Genomic DNA, 15,149 nt, shown 5'->3' with positions numbered 1-15,149 from the left:
AACCACAGCCGCAGCCAGATCCACAGCCGGAACCGAATCCAGAGCCGCAACCGGATCCGAATCCAGAGCCGCAACCGGAACCGAATCCAGAGCCGCAGCCGGATCCGAATCCAGAGCCGCAGCCTGACACGAATTCGGAGCCAGAACCTGAGTCGGAAAATTTTTCAGACACTGACAAGGAATCCTCGGAAGTTACCGATAAAGTAAATGATTCCGATATCCAGGATAGAAAGAGTATAAAGGATCGAATAAAATCGAAAAGTGGTAGAATCATTTACAATGAAACAAATCCATCTTTTTTAGATTTATGAGATTGAGAGAGATGTATAATTATAACGTGGAACTGATTATGTATTGAGTGAAGCAATGCAACCTATTAATGGGTGCATTGCTTTTTGTCTCTTTATGTTAACAAGGGAGGCTGTAATGGAGCGGATTTGTGGCTAAGTGGTGATAAACCTGCTCTGAGTGGTGATAAAGTATGTTTAAGTGGTGATGAACTCATCCTGAGTGGTGATAAACTGTGGCTAAGTGGTGATAAACTCGCCTTACTCACTGGTAACACCCGAAGCTATCACGTTTCTCGTAGAGAAAGCGCGATATAGAAAAGGATGGCGTCTTGAAAGCGGGTTGGGTCAAGTGAAGTGAGCTCCTTCACCTTCCGCAATCGATAGGTAAGTGTGTGGCGATGGATGGAAAGTGCATCGGCGGTTTCACCGATTGCTTGGTTATGGTCGAAAAACACGGTCAATGTTTCAATAAGTTGATTGGACAATCCGGTGAGAATGCGTGGCGCGAATCGTTCTTTCGTTAAGGAGGAACTGCTTTTTAACAGGGCAAGCAATTCAATATCATCATAAAAATGAAGATGCTGATGTGCAGGCCCGTAGTTTATCGCTAACTTTGCGGTTTCGTAGGAATGTGTGATGCCCTCCAATTCATCCGCAAGGAGTCCGACTCCAATTTTAACAGCTGAATCCGCTTGGAATAAATTATGGATCTTATTAATTTTCATTTCCAATACAGAAGGTTTTACATCGGATAAAACGATGAACAGTTCATTAAGTTGAGAATATCCGATCAAAGCTGTATTCCGATCAAATTGCTCCTCCATGACCTCGATTAGACGTTGTGGCGATGTTGGGAGGTTTTTCGTTTGCACTAGCAAGGTCAAATAGGGCTCTTTCATTTCAAATTCCAATAACGAAAGTCTATCGATGACAAAGGACGATAATGACCCACCGCCGATCAATTCTTCAAAAACCAACTCCTTGATTTTCCGTTTCCACTCCACTTCAGATGTAATCATAGATTGGTGGACCATCATTTCAGTTGTCAATTGAACGAGAGTGGCGATATCCTTTAACTCTCCCGGATTCCCGGTGATGCCAATGATTCCGACCAATCTATCTTTGTAATGAATTGGCATGTTTACCCCAGGTTTTGTTCCATGCCATTCCGTACTATTTCCATCCGTGATCCAAAGTGGTTCCCGCGTTTTCGCGACATGTGCGGCCCCTTCGTGAATCCGGTCGACACGCTCCGCTTCCCCAGAGGCCAATATCATCCCATTCGTGTCCATCACATTCAAGTTCCTGTTCAACCGAACCATCGTCTGCTCCACAATTTCCTCGGCTAGCTTCTTTGTAATCAAATAATTCACCCCGTTGTATAATGAACATCCGAAAATCCTGTTTGAATTTATACAACAAGTATAATGTATTTTTTAGTATCTGAACATACAATCAATTGTAAGCGTTTCATTTGTTTTGCATAGCGCATTTAGGAGGTGCTAGTAATGAAGGTGATTTTGGCACCTGATTCGTTCAAGGGAAGTTTAACGGCTATTGAAGCTGCAAATGCGATGGCTGCTGGAATAATTGAGGTAGATGATAATATCCAGACAGTTTTATTACCAGCAGCGGACGGCGGAGAAGGAACGATGAGGAGCTTAGTTGATGCAACAAATGGTACATATATAACTGTCACAGTTGAGGATCCGCTTGGACGTCCGATTGCTGCCTCCTATGGAGTACTAGGTGACGGAAAGACTTGCGTAATTGAAATTGCAGAGGCGTCCGGATTGATTCGATTAAAGGAAGATGAACTGGATCCATTGTTCGCTTCTTCATATGGAACTGGTGAATTGATCGCGCATGCGCTTGATAATGGGTACCGGGAATTCATCATCGGTCTTGGTGGAAGTGCATCGAATGATGGAGGAGCGGGGATTCTTCAAGCGCTGGGCATGCGATTATTGGATGGGCTTGGCGATGAACTGCCGAAAGGGGGAGGCGCATTACATGATCTAGTCTTCTTGGATTGTGCGGATTGGGATGATCGCATAAAGGATAGCAAATTTCTAGTTGCGAGCGACGTCAAGAATCCATTCATTGGAGAGCAAGGGGCTTCGGCTGTTTTTGGACCTCAAAAAGGGGCTGCACCAGCTGACGTGGATAGACTTGATCGGAATTTATGGAAGTTTGCTGACGCGATTGAAAAAAAGACAGGAATTGCCCTTCATTCGAAAGAGGGGGCAGGGGCTGCCGGCGGTGCGGGCGGGGCATTTCAGGCGTTTTTCAATTGTGAAATGAAACAGGGCATTGAAGTTGTGCTGGAAGCGATTTCGTTTGAGGCGCATGTGAAGGATGCGGATCTTATCATTACCGGCGAGGGGAAGACAGATATGCAGACGCTTTCGGGGAAGACGCCGTTTGGTATTGCGAAAGTTGCGCATCGGTTGGGAAAGCCGGTCATCCTTATTTCTGGTGCCGTGGATGAGGAAAGCCGGGGACGATTAGTGCCTTTGTTTACGGAAGTCCATGCAATCACGGATGAGAATCTTCCGATTGAAGAAGCAATTTCACATGCTGCCGTTCATCTGCAGGCGAAGACTACAAAGGTAATGGGGAAATATATTAACTAAAGAAAAAGGGGTGTAAGAGATGTTATTTGCAATGATTCTTATAAGTGTTGTGCTCATCGTAGTGTTAACGGCTGTGTTCAAGGTTCATCCGTTTTTATCCTTATTAGCAGGTGCGTTTTTCGTTGGAATTACGTCAGGTATGCCGCTATTGGCTGTTGTTGAAAATGTCAATGATGGTTTCGGTGGGCTAATGAAGAGTATCGGGCTCGTCATTGTAGCCGGGACGATCATTGGCGTCATCTTGGAAAAGTCGGGTGCGGCGTTTAGGATGGCGGAGGTTGTATTGCGCTTGATCGGTGAAAAGCGCCCGCAATTGGCGATGTCCATTATCGGATATATCGTTTCAATTCCAGTGTTTTGTGATTCAGGCTTCATTATTTTATCCAGCTTGAAAAAAGCTTTGGCAAAACGGGCGAAGGTAGCGATTGCTTCCATGTCAGTAGCGTTGGCTACTGGTTTGTATGCGACACACACTTTAGTGCCGCCGACACCAGGACCGATTGCTGCAGCAGGTAATATTGGTGCGGAAAATTATTTGGGGACTATTATTCTCATTGGACTTATTGTTGCAATTCCGGCGGTAGTTGTCGGTTACCTGTGGGCTGTACGGGTAGGTTCCAACATCACTGTTCCTGAAGATGTTGAGGAGACGGGCTTGGAGTATGATGAAATCGTCAAATCATTTGGCCAGATGCCTTCGACTTTTAAAGCTTTTTTACCAATCGTGTTACCGATCGTTTTAATTGGGATAGGTTCTGTATCTAAATTGACGATGGCGGAAGGCGGTTTCAATAACTTCTTGCAATTCTTAGGGGCTCCTTCTGTTGCCTTGTTGGCTGGTGTACTGGCGTCATTCTTATTGTTGCCGAAATGGAATGAAGAGACAATGACGTCTTGGATTGGGGAAGGTTTGAAGGAAGCCGCACCGATTTTACTAATCACGGGTGCGGGCGGTGCGTTCGGTAAAGTGATTTCAAATTCTGGCGTAGCTGATCTGATCGGTAAAATGAACTTTGATTCATTGGCTGGTGGCGCATTATTCCTTCTCGTTCCATTCTTCATTGCAGCAGCATTGAAAACGGCGCAAGGTTCATCGACAGCGGCATTAGTCATTGCTTCCACGTTGGTTGCTCCACTTCTTCCAGCGATGGGAATTGAGGGTGCTATTCCATTGGCGCTTGTTGTCATGGCAGTGGGAGCTGGGGCGATGACAGTAAGTCATGTCAACGATAGCTTCTTCTGGGTGGTAACTCAATTCAGCGGCATGCAAGTGACAGAGGCTTATAAAGCACAAACGATGGCAACATTGTTGCAAGGTGTGACAACGATTGTCGTTACAATGATTTTGTGGATGGTGTTAGTTTAATGAAAGTGCTGATTCCTTTTGGGGATCAGCATTTTTTCATGAAGAAGGGTGGTATCGGTGGTAAAGTGCTGAGCATCGGTGGTAAACACGTTCGCACCGGTGGTAAAGTGCCAGGCACCGGTGGTAAACATCTCCGCACCGGTGGTAACCGGCGATGCGTGTGTAAAAAGTCCGTTCGTAGAGGGAAATAGTGAGTAAACGGTGATAACTGTCATGGTTTACCCGCAATCAGCATAACCTGTCCTTTTACGTGCATATAGTAAACTGTTTATATAGCTGTCCATATGCATAACAATCGTTTATTCGAAAGGAGATGAATGTATGGATGAAGCGGCTTTGGATGTGAGGGAGTTGCGGAATTGTTTTGGGCGGTTTGCGACAGGGGTGACGGTGGTGACTTGTGCGCATGAGCAAGGGAAGCACGGGTTTACGGCGAATTCGTTTACGTCGGTTTCGCTTGATCCACCGCTTGTGCTTGTATCAGTCGATCGAAGGACAAGGGCGTTGCCGTTTTTAAAGGATAATCATTTCACAATTAATATGTTGAAGGAAGAGCAACGAAGCGTGGCAATGCATTTTGCTGGTAAACCGGAAACGAATCCGCCGTTCGAATGGGAAGGGACAAGAGTTAAGAATTCGCTCGCTTATATCGAATGCGAACCGTGGGCTGAGTATGATGGCGGGGATCATGTCCTAATTGTCGGGAAGGTGAAAAAGTTCGATTATCATGATGGTGTTCCATTAGGTTTTTATAGTGGGAATTTCTCGAAAGTGGAGCCTCTCTGAATGAATGACTAGTTTTTCGGCAGAACGCATGTTAGCCGGAGCTAGTCATTTTTTATTGTGTCCAGCTTTTTACTGACGTCAGTTATACTCTGATTTTGTTTAGTCCCCTTCGGCATGTTTACTGTGAGACAGGCATACGTATGGATGTAGTGGGACAAGAAGGAGTGAACTCATTGACGGTTGATCAGGAAAAGAAGACGGTTGTACCTTTAACGGGAAAGGAGTATCTGGAAAGTTTACGGGATGGACGGGAGATTTGGCTTCATGGCGAGAAGGTGAAGGATGTAACGACACATCCGGCTTTTCGGAATGCTGCGAGATCGATCGCCCGGTTGTACGATGCGCTGCACGATGAAAAAACGAAAGCTGTTTTGACGACGGAGACGGATACGGGAAATGGCGGGTTCACGCAAAAATATTTCCGTGTGGACAAGAGCTCGGAGGATCTGTTGGCGTCAAGGGATGCGATTGCGCAATGGGCGCGCCTCACGTATGGGCAAATGGGGAGGTCCCCGGACTATAAAGCTTCGTTTCTTGGAACGTTGGGCGCTGACCCCGATTACTACGGCAAATACGCAGATAACGCAAGACGATGGTACAAGGAAGCGCAGGAGCGGAACTGGTTCTTCAACCATGCCATCATCAATCCGCCCGTCGATCGACATAAGCCGCTTGAGGCAGTTTCCGACATTTTTGTAAGAGCGGTCGGAGAGACGGAGGAAGGTGTCATTGTCAGTGGTGCAAAGATGGTAGCGACAGGCTCCGCTTTGACGAATTATAATTTCGTCGCTCATTATGGCGCTGCCCCAATTCAGAAGGAGGAATTTGCACTTGTTTTCGTTGCTGCGATGGACACGCCGGGGGTAAAGCTAGTTAGCCGAGCTTCCTATGAGATGAATGCCGCCGTAATGGGAAGTCCATTCGACTATCCGTTGAGCAGCCGTTTCGATGAAAATGATTCAGTCCTCATTTTCGATAATGCACTCATCCCTTGGGAAAATATCATTATCTACAAAGATATCGAAAAGGTGAATAATTTCTTTGCGGAGAGCGGTTTCTTGAACAGATTCACTTTCCATGGCGTGACGAGACTCGCAGTGAAGCTTGACTTTATTTCAGGATTATTGCTAAAAGCTGTGAAGATGAATGGAACCGACCAATTCCGTGGTGTCCAAGTGAATGTCGGGGAAGTGATCGCTTGGAAAAATATGTTTTGGGCGCTTAGTGACGCGATGGCATTGAATCCGGACGAAGGGCGCAACGGGTCGAAGCTGCCGAATTTGAATTATGGGCTTGCCTACAGGATGTTCATGTCAGAAGGGTGGCCGCGGGTGAAGGAGATCATCGAGAATGTCGTTGCGGGCAGTTTGATTGCACAGCCATCGAGCTCGAGGGACTTCCAAAACCCTGAACTGAAACCGCTATTGGATAAATTATATCGAGGTTCTTACGGGGTAGGCGCTGAGGAAAAAATCAAGCTCATCAAATTATTATGGGATGCAATTGGAACTGAATATGGTGGCAGGCATGAATTATATGAGCGTAATTATTCCGGAAACCACGAGAACATCCGACTTGAAAATCTTGTCGTTGCCAATATGAGCGGTCAGGCAGATCAGTTTGAGAAGTTCGCAGAGGAATGCATGAACGACTACGATTTGAAAGGCTGGACGAACGATACGTGGATCAATCCCGACGATGTGAGTTATTTCAAGCAATGACAAAAACGATGCATCAGATCGAAATTGATGGACGCCACTTTCAAGTCGCGGATTATTCTGGTGAAAAGGGACCGATCATTGCGCTTCATGGGCTGACCGGTACACATAAGAACATGCATCATTTTGCTGAAGCACTGCAAGGCGAGTATCGCTTCATTTCCATTGATTTAAGGGGCAGGGGCGATAGTTCGGGGATGGATGTTGATGAAGGGGGTCCCTCTATCTTCAGCCATGCGCAAGACGTGAAAGAAGTGATGGCTGCCCTCGACGTTGAAAACCCGATTTTACTGGGCCATTCAATGGGCGCTTTCATTTCCGCAATTATTGCCAGTGAATTAAGTGCAGTGAAAGGTCTTATTTTACTGGACGGAGCTGCGCAAATGTCTGAACGCCAATTTGAAATTGTGAGGCCGTCGCTCGGGCGGCTCCGGAAAACATACGAATCCAAGCAAGCGTATGTGAAAGAGTTGCGGCAGCTTTATGAGCGATTAGGCATCAAATGGACGAAGGCAGTGCAGGAAATTGTAGAGTATGAGATCCAACAAGTGAATGACGGTTGGGTGCATAAATCGTCAGGTGAGAAAATCGAAGAGGATTTTGGGAGTTTCGTTTCATTCAATCCGAAAGACGTGATGGGGAAAATAACTTGCCCGACTTTATTGATTCAGGCAAATGGGGAGATTGGACCTTTCCCACCGTTTTTCACAGAGCCGGATTACGAAAAGACGAAAAAATACACTTCGAATTTGACGACGTATAATTCGGAAAGCAATCATTACACGATGGTTTTTGAAAGGCAAAGCGATATTTTAGCTGCAATCCGACAGTTCTTGAATGGAGTGGATATTCTTGAGTGAAGGATTGGTTTATTTCAAGGAAGTGTACGGAACAGTGCCCGGATGGGTTGGCAAAATGTATGCATACCGCTCGGAGGCGCTTGACCATTACACGAATTTGCGCAGCGCGATTATGCAGGAAGGCTATTTATCCACAAAGGAAAAAGACCTTCTCCTCGTTGGGATCAATGCGGCAAGAAGATACGAACGAAGTATGGTCTACCATACGAAAGGCGCCATTGATGGCGAAGCCACTTTACCTGAACTGGCGGAGTACTTACTCGTCCCTTATTTGTATGGAGGAGTGGAAGCTGTCCGGACTGGCATGGAATCGGTTCGATATGCCTTGTCCTTAAAAGGGTTGCCGGATGAACAAATCCCGGACAACGCCTCCATGGACGAACTTCTACGCTACTTGCTATCCATCACGGAGGAAAATGATGGGGGCTATTTGATGGAGTTATTGAATGCGACGGAAGCAAGGCGAAATCAGTTGCTGTTAGACCATGGTGCTGTCAGTGCGAAGATGAAAGCCATGTTGATGGTTGGCGTTTATAGTACCGAACTTCAAGGAAGCGAGGCCGGTGTATGGATGGAGCTCGCGAGGGAGAATGGCGCATCCGACGAGGAACTGGCTGAAGTGGGTCTCATTTGCCTTCTGACGGCCGGCATCCCGGCTTGGTTCGAAGCGAGCGACTCATTGCAGGATAGAGGTGTTTGAATGGCGGTCATCCATGAATGGGTACAGGACGCATTATCCGATGTGAAAAGTGGGCAGACAATCATGGTTGGAGGATTCGGCCTCATCGGTGCGCCGCTAACGTTAATCGACGGGCTCACCCGAAAAGATGTTGGAGGCTTGACCATTGTCAGCAATAATCTTGGCGAGGCGGGGGAGGGACTTGGCATCCTCCTTCGCCAGCAGAAAATCCGGAAAGCGATCGGATCATATTTTACAAGCAATCGTGAAGTCGGGGAAGCGTTCAAGCAGGGTGAAATCGACCTCCAACTACTGCCCCAAGGGACGCTTGCAGAGGCGATACGGGCTGGCGGGGCAGGGATTGGGGGATTTTATACGAAGACAGGTGTCGGTACGGAGCTTGCGAAAGGGAAAGAGGAACGGCAAATTGACGGTGTCCCTTATCTGCTTGAAAAGGCGTTGCGTGCCGATGTTGCAATCATCCGCGCGCATAAGGCGGATACGCTTGGAAACCTCATCTATTACAAGACCGCCCGGAATTTCAATCCGCTTATGGCGACAGCTGCGAATCTCGTTATCGCTGAAGTGGATGAAATCGTAGCGCCTGGCGAACTTTCGCCTGAAGAGATTGTAACGCCGCAATTATTCGTAGATCGATTGCTTGTCGCGAAGAAAGTCTTGACGAAGGAAGGTGTTGTCAATCGTGCATGAAATGATTGCGAAGAGAGCGGCAGCCGAACTTCAAGGTCCTTGCGTCGTGAATCTTGGCATTGGCATCCCGACACTCGTTGCGAACTATATCGAGGATGACGTTGTTCATTTCCATACAGAGAATGGCTTGCTCGGCGTGACAGAAGTAGGTGAAGTCGATCCGAACTTGGTGAATGCAGGGAAATTGCCTGTAGGGGAAAAGGCTGGCGCTGCGTTTTTCAACAGTGCTGAATCGTTCGGGATGATTCGCGGCGGTCACGTCGATGTTGCGATACTCGGTGTCCTTCAAGTAGACGAAAATGGTCGTATTGCCAATTGGGCCATTCCGGGAAGAAATATTATTGGCGTTGGCGGAGCGATGGATCTGCTCGTAGGTGCGAAAAAAGTCATTGTGACGACGACCCATACAACGAAGGATGGCAAGAGCAAACTGCTGAAGGAATGCACGTTTCCAATCACTTCGACACGCAGCGTGGATATGGTCATTACCGATCTTGCGGTGTTTGATGTCGTGGAGGAGCGGCTAATTTTGAAGGAGCTCATGCCAGAGGTGACGCTCGAAGAAGTACGTAGGCGTACCGAAGCTCATTTCATAGTTGGAGGGCTGTTGGATGAACATCCAGTCACTTGATGTATTCATTGTTGACCTTCCGACAATCAGACCACATCAGTTAGCGATGCATACGATTGTCATGCAAACGATAGTCCTCGTTCGAGTTGCCGGGGGCGATGGGCTTGAAGGTTGGGGAGAGGTTGCGACAATCGGGGGTGCTTCTTATTCAGAAGAGACGCCTGAGGCGATTAAAGTAAACATCGAAAAGTATATAAAACCGCTAGTCATCGGAGAAGATGCAATTCATTTTGATGCCATTTCAACGAAAGTCAATCGGCAAGTCGTCAGGAATACGTTTGCCAAGGCGGCAGTTGAAACGGCAATTATCGATTTGGCAGCGAAGGCAAAAGGCGTTCCCGCATATGAATTATTCGGCGGTCAAATTCATGCTTCCTTGCCCGTCGCCTGGACGCTTGCAAGCGGTGATACAAAAAGAGACATCGAAGAGGCGCGGGAATGCTTGAAGGCGAAACGGCATAATATTTTTAAGCTGAAAATTGGCATAGGTGATCCGAAGCGCAATGTTTCTCATGTGCTTGCCATTAAAGAAGCCGTCGGCGATGCCGCAAGTGTCCGTGTCGATGTCAATCAAGCATGGGATGAAACGACTGCCCTTTATTGCATCGAAGCATTGGAAGACGGCGGAATCGATTTGATTGAACAACCACTTCCCGCTTGGAATAAAGAAGCGATGGCCCGCCTGACATCCAAGTTCAAAGTGCCGATCATGGCGGATGAATCGCTATGTTCGGTAAAGGATTCCTATCAGGTGGCGAAGATTCGAGCGGGGAATGTGTTTTCTGTCAAACCGGCACAAGTAGGCGGACTCACTGCAACGAAGAAAGTTGCAGCCATCGCGGAAGCAGCGGGAATCTCCTTATATGGAGGGACGATGATCGAGTCTTCATTAGGTACTGCAATTTCTGCGCAACTTTATTCAACAATTCCGGAAATGACCTATGGAACGGAACTTTTCGGGCCGCTTTTATTCACAGATACGATTACATTGAATTCCATTGTGTATGAGGATTTTCAAATGATTGTCCCTCGTGGTCCGGGGTTCGGGATGGAAATGGACAAGGAGAAAGTCTTTCATTATACAAGGGAATTGTAGCAAGGAGGTGGTTGCTTGACGAGTGTTGTCATCTTGGAAGCAGTACGGACAGCGATCGGGCGAATTGGTGGAACGCTTGCAGGTGTCCCGGCGGATTTCCTTGGGGCAGCTGCCATTCGGGAGGTTTTGCATCGTTCTGGAGTAACAGGCGATCATGTCGATGAAGTGATCATGGGACAGGCGAAGCAGACCGCAGATGCCTCGAATTCCGCGAGGGTGGCATTGCTCCGGGCCGGGCTCCCTGAATACGTTCCGGGTTATACAGTCCAGCGGCAATGCGGGTCGGGCAGCCAGGCGATCCATTCAGCTGCTCAGCAAATCCGGAGCGGCGAAGGCCAGCTGATCATAGCTGGCGGTATGGAATCGATGTCGACAGCGCCGTATTATATACGGCATGCCCGATTTGGATATGGAGCTGGAAACGGGTTGTTGCTTGATCCGAACACCGAAAGCCAGCCCGGTTCGCAGCCGGTTGAAGCGTATGGACAGTTGACGATGGGCATGACGGCGGAGAATTTGGCGGAAGCTTATCAGATCTCCAGGACCGAGCAGGATGAGTTTGCTTTGCGCAGTCAGTTGAATGCAGCGAAGGCGATTGCGAAAGGGCTGTTTGAAAGGGAGATTGCTCCTTTTGAAGTCATTGAGAAAAAGCGGACAACCGAGTTCCGGGTGGATGAACATCCCAGGGAAACGAGTCTTGAAATGTTGGGTCTATTGCGGCCGGTTTTCAAGACTGATGGAACGGTCACAGCGGGAAATTCCAGCGGTCGGAATGACGGTGCGTCTGCGCTCCTGCTCGCTTCAGAGGCAGATGCGTTACGATTAGGTATCCGTCCGAAAGCGAGGATCGTCGCGCAGGCAACTTCCGGTGTTCCGCCGAATCGAATGGGAATCGGTCCGGTTCATTCGACAAGGAAAGCCTTAGCGCTTGCCGGCTTACAGCTTGCCGACTTGGATGTAGTGGAATTGAATGAAGCCTTTTCCGCCCAGGCACTTGCTGTCATCCAGGAACTCGGTCTAGCAATTGACAAAGTAAACCCGAACGGCGGAGCGATTGCACTTGGGCATCCGATCGGAGCGACAGGGGCAATTCTACTGACGAAGTTAATTCATGAACTGGAACGGACGGGAAAGAGATACGGGTTGGCGACATTATGCATTGCGGGCGGAATGGGCATTTCAACAATTATTGAAAATATAGGGGGATGAGGAAATGAATCAAAAAGTAGTGGATGTTTATAATGCAATGGTCGTTAAATTTAAAGAAGTAATCCGTGAGCATGAACTGGGTCATAATGATTACCATGCACTTGTCGACTGGATGGACGCGCTAGGCAAAGCAGGGGAAATCCCTTTATTCATGGATGTGTTTTTTGAAACGCATGCGCTACAGGAAATGTACAAAAACGTGAAAGGAACAGAGCCGACGATTTTGGGACCTTATTACCTGGAAAACGCGGTTGAAATTAAAAATCCTGGCGTCCTGCCGATGCGTGATGATGAGCAAGGAGACATATTATACTTCACGGGAACTGTCACCGACGTGGACGGCAACCCATTGGCCAATACAAAAGTGGATATGTGGCAAGCGGATGCGAGTGGGGAGTATTCCGGATTTGCAGAAGAACTTCCTGAAGGAATTTTCCGCGCGGTACTATTCACAGATGAAAATGGCAACTTCGAAGTGAAAACGGTCGTCCCGGGCGATTATTCCATCCCGACAAACGGTCCGACAGGTAAATTCCTCGAGTGGATCGACTCTCATCCGATCCGACCAGCGCATTTGCACTTCTTGTTCAAGCCGCAAAATGGCGACAAACTCATTTCCCAAGTCTTCTTCGAAGGAAATCCGTACTTGGACAATGACGTCGCAAACGGTGTGCGAGGAACGCTTATTACAAAGTTGGAAAAGCATGATGGAGCGGACAAAGGATTGGATAAGGAATACTACACTGCCCATTTGGATTTCAAGCTGCGCTTACAGGATCAGCCTGTTTATAATTGATAGATTGAAAAGGCAATGCACATGGCGGGGGCTGTGTGCATTGCCTTTCATATGGCTTGTTAGTATTCCTGTTCAGAAGTAAGTGTGTCAATTCGTCCGTTCAAATACGTCACCAGTACTCTCTGTGCGTCTGCTTCCTTCTCCATTTGTTGGATATAATCCTCTAAAATAACGATAAGTTCGTAGAGCGCCGCATTCACTTTTTCGGACATATCCAATTCATACTGTAAACGTTTCAGCTTTTCCTCGGCGAGGGAAAGCTGAGAATGATCGACATTGCGATGGAGGAGGGTGTCCACTTTACCCTCAATATTCTCGATGGCATGAATTATTTTAGAAAGGTCATTATTGGATAAAGCATTAAATAACTCCTTATTCGTTATACGTAAATCCTGTTCTGTACGTTGAAAATGATTCAATTCAGAGAGAGATTCCTTTCGTTGGACATGCAAGGACTGTATTTGTCGTTCATATAAACTAATACGCTTTTCGTGTTTTTTGCTTTTATATAGAAGTTGCTTGTAGTCAGTGGTCAATTTTTCATTTTCCATATGGAGTTCATCAATGAGAGAAGAGGAGGATTGCCGTTTTTTGCTTTTATATTTATTCAGCTCGGCTTGCAAATAAATGATTGTCTGCTTCAATTGGAATGGATCATTGCTTTTGATATCAGCATGATTCATGCACCGGCCTCCTTTTTCGATCTAATTAGTATTCAATTCTTTCAATATTTCTTCAAAGGATTGTTTATTCTCTTTTATCATTTGTTCAATCTCTTCCACGATTTTCTTTTGCTCCGTGGGTTGGACGTTTCGGCTTGTTAACCTTGTCAGTTGCAGCTCTTTGTTCATAAGAATGTATAGGAGCAATAAGTTTATCGTTTTTGAGTCAAGAAAGACGAAGCTTTTGGAATCGGTCTTTCCCTTATCGACAGTCAGATCTTCTGTTAATTTGGCGATGAATTGATGGAGAATTTGATTTGTATCCATGTTATTCTTCCTCCTTTGACCCAGAAGTTCCGTTAATATTGATGGAATTCAATGCTGCCATGCCGTCAGGATGCTGGTCGCTAAAAAGTGTACCTGTCATGCTGCCTGAATAGGATATCTGCGGATGCCAGCTTAACTGGAAATTGGAAAATGAAATCATTTCACCCGGCGGAATGGTTGTGATGCCAATCGGCTTTAACTGGAATTCGAAACGGTTGGAACGGTCATTCATGCGCTCCCAGCCATTCGTCAGACTAGGGGAAAGGGCGTTGCGGTTGCTTGTGAATTTTCCGTGGAAGGTAAACGGAGCCTCTTCCGAAAGTGTAATAGTGATGAAAGGGTTTGTGATTGGTCGATTCCCGAGATTAATGATATGGAAGGAACCAAGGCAAAGGCTTTCTTTCGTCTGTTCATGTGATAGATCTAAGGCATATGTAAAATAACTGATGCACTCATAATGATAAACTTGCCGTGATACTGCCTCTTTCAACTCATTCAAATAGAATTGGGTCGATTGCTGGAGCTCCATCAATTTCCTCTCGACATCGCTTCCTATTGCATTCATCTATCAAACCTCCTTACAAATGAATAAAGAGAGGGAGGGCCCTCTCTTTAATCGTATGTGCCTACTTGTACACATAGTACAAATTTAAATGCAAGCGTTAGTCTGGATAAACGGCAGGGCACTGTGCCGGCCTTGCTGGAAGTGGACATGATCCAATTGCCAAGTCAGCACGCGGCGAACAGAAATCTGCTAGGAATTCAACTGTAACAGGGTATGTGGATTGGATGCTTTGGCATGTCATGACTGTTACGACTAAACCTGTAAATGTTACGACACCGGCACCTGGTACAAATGTACCCGGAGAACTAATTAAACAATCCAACTCTGTGAATGTCACAGTGACGTCTGTCCCTTCCGGTGCACATAGAATTACTTGTTCGGATCGCGAAACTGCAATCGGACTGCTTCGTAAAATAACACCAGTAGGCAATGTAAGAACGAGTACAACGGTAAAGTTTTTCTGGATGGTTAGTTGTTGTAGGCAAACGACGTTGCCATCAACTGTAAATTGACGGTTTTCACGCCGTAAAATGACAACAGGATTTGCAGTTGCCGGTGTTACTTCACACGTTACCATGGCGCCTGCTAAGCTTGTTGTTGCAGTAACTCCAGGAAATGCAACTGGGGTTGTCGGGAAATAGTCAAACGTATTCTCTTTCATGACCCAGTCGTATACTTTATCAACATTAATACAAATCAATTCCTGCTCTGGGATTTGGAAATTCTCTTGCATAGTAGCTGTCACCTCCATATTTTATTTGGTCTTGCATTCGTATCATATGTACACGCAAAAGTGTTTTGTAGGCAAAGAGAAGGC

17 protein-coding genes are annotated in these 15,149 nt (G+C 46.7%); 12 read left to right on the top strand and 5 right to left on the bottom strand.

Features of this window, described 5'->3' with window-relative positions:
* Positions 1–311: hypothetical protein (locus SLU01_RS17920; protein WP_176589725.1), on the top strand; the 311-nt coding region annotated here is incomplete at its 5' end.
* Between the two features lie 263 nt (positions 312–574).
* Here the strand turns inward: SLU01_RS17920 and SLU01_RS07385 are convergent.
* The gene (locus tag SLU01_RS07385; protein ID WP_147056813.1) at positions 575–1,654 is read right to left on the bottom strand and encodes a CdaR family transcriptional regulator; all 1,080 of its coding nucleotides are present in this window, start codon (positions 1,652–1,654) and stop codon (positions 575–577) included.
* Between the two features lie 144 nt (positions 1,655–1,798).
* On the opposite strand from SLU01_RS07385, the gene SLU01_RS07380 reads away from it, so the two are divergent.
* The 11 genes from SLU01_RS07380 to SLU01_RS07335 all read left to right on the top strand — a co-directional run bounded on the left by SLU01_RS07380 (position 1,799) and on the right by SLU01_RS07335 (position 12,778).
* Positions 1,799–2,926: a glycerate kinase gene (locus SLU01_RS07380; protein ID WP_147056811.1), complete on the top strand. Its 1,128-nt coding sequence runs from the start codon at positions 1,799–1,801 to the stop codon at positions 2,924–2,926.
* A 19-nt stretch (positions 2,927–2,945) separates the two neighbouring features.
* On the top strand, positions 2,946–4,292 hold the full coding sequence (locus SLU01_RS07375; protein ID WP_147056809.1) for a GntP family permease: 1,347 nt from the start codon (positions 2,946–2,948) through the stop codon (positions 4,290–4,292).
* 321 nt (positions 4,293–4,613) lie between these two features.
* Complete coding sequence (locus SLU01_RS07370; RefSeq protein WP_246110913.1) at positions 4,614–5,078, top strand: flavin reductase family protein; 465 nt, start codon at positions 4,614–4,616, stop codon at positions 5,076–5,078.
* A gap of 173 nt (positions 5,079–5,251) precedes the next feature.
* Complete coding sequence (locus tag SLU01_RS07365; protein ID WP_147056807.1) at positions 5,252–6,799, top strand: 4-hydroxyphenylacetate 3-hydroxylase family protein; 1,548 nt, start codon at positions 5,252–5,254, stop codon at positions 6,797–6,799.
* Positions 6,796–7,656, top strand: coding sequence for an alpha/beta fold hydrolase (locus SLU01_RS07360; RefSeq protein ID WP_147056843.1), 861 nt, complete (start codon positions 6,796–6,798; stop codon positions 7,654–7,656). Before SLU01_RS07365 ends, SLU01_RS07360 begins: the two co-directional genes overlap by 4 nt.
* Entirely contained in the window at positions 7,649–8,356 is a 708-nt protein-coding gene (locus SLU01_RS07355; protein ID WP_147056805.1) for a carboxymuconolactone decarboxylase family protein, read from the top strand. Before SLU01_RS07360 ends, SLU01_RS07355 begins: the two co-directional genes overlap by 8 nt.
* The gene (locus SLU01_RS07350; RefSeq protein ID WP_174842625.1) at positions 8,357–9,046 is read left to right on the top strand and encodes a CoA transferase subunit A; all 690 of its coding nucleotides are present in this window, start codon (positions 8,357–8,359) and stop codon (positions 9,044–9,046) included.
* Position 9,047: 1 nt separating this feature from the next.
* Positions 9,048–9,677: a 3-oxoacid CoA-transferase subunit B gene (locus SLU01_RS07345; RefSeq protein WP_147056803.1), complete on the top strand. Its 630-nt coding sequence runs from the start codon at positions 9,048–9,050 to the stop codon at positions 9,675–9,677.
* Positions 9,658–10,773: a muconate cycloisomerase family protein gene (locus tag SLU01_RS18085; protein ID WP_174842624.1), complete on the top strand. Its 1,116-nt coding sequence runs from the start codon at positions 9,658–9,660 to the stop codon at positions 10,771–10,773. The genes SLU01_RS07345 and SLU01_RS18085 overlap by 20 nt, the downstream gene beginning before the upstream one ends.
* 15 nt (positions 10,774–10,788) lie before the next feature.
* Positions 10,789–11,982 carry a thiolase family protein gene (locus SLU01_RS18080; protein WP_174842623.1) on the top strand — a complete coding sequence of 398 codons (1,194 nt, stop codon included), beginning with the start codon at positions 10,789–10,791 and terminating at the stop codon, positions 11,980–11,982.
* Between the two features lie 4 nt (positions 11,983–11,986).
* Positions 11,987–12,778: a dioxygenase family protein gene (locus SLU01_RS07335; protein ID WP_147056801.1), complete on the top strand. Its 792-nt coding sequence runs from the start codon at positions 11,987–11,989 to the stop codon at positions 12,776–12,778.
* A gap of 59 nt (positions 12,779–12,837) precedes the next feature.
* Here the strand turns inward: SLU01_RS07335 and SLU01_RS07330 are convergent, their stop codons facing one another.
* The 4 genes from SLU01_RS07330 to SLU01_RS07315 all read right to left on the bottom strand — a co-directional run bounded on the left by SLU01_RS07330 (position 12,838) and on the right by SLU01_RS07315 (position 15,065).
* Positions 12,838–13,461, bottom strand: coding sequence for a hypothetical protein (locus SLU01_RS07330; RefSeq protein ID WP_147056799.1), 624 nt, complete (start codon positions 13,459–13,461; stop codon positions 12,838–12,840).
* 21 nt (positions 13,462–13,482) lie between these two features.
* Positions 13,483–13,767 (bottom strand): hypothetical protein, encoded by a 285-nt coding sequence (locus SLU01_RS07325; protein ID WP_147056797.1) that lies wholly within the window; start codon positions 13,765–13,767, stop codon positions 13,483–13,485.
* A gap of 1 nt (position 13,768) precedes the next feature.
* Positions 13,769–14,332: a hypothetical protein gene (locus SLU01_RS07320; protein ID WP_147056795.1), complete on the bottom strand. Its 564-nt coding sequence runs from the start codon at positions 14,330–14,332 to the stop codon at positions 13,769–13,771.
* A 97-nt stretch (positions 14,333–14,429) separates the two neighbouring features.
* Complete coding sequence (locus SLU01_RS07315) at positions 14,430–15,065, bottom strand: BMQ_0737 family morphogenetic spore coat protein (protein ID WP_147056793.1); 636 nt, start codon at positions 15,063–15,065, stop codon at positions 14,430–14,432.
* Positions 15,066–15,149 lie beyond the last annotated feature (84 nt).

This window comes from Sporosarcina luteola, assembly GCF_007991495.1.
Lineage (GTDB): Bacteria > Bacillota > Bacilli > Bacillales_A > Planococcaceae > Sporosarcina > Sporosarcina luteola.
The sequence above is the reverse complement of the archived record's forward strand: the minus strand, read 5'-3'. Positions and strand labels throughout refer to the sequence as shown.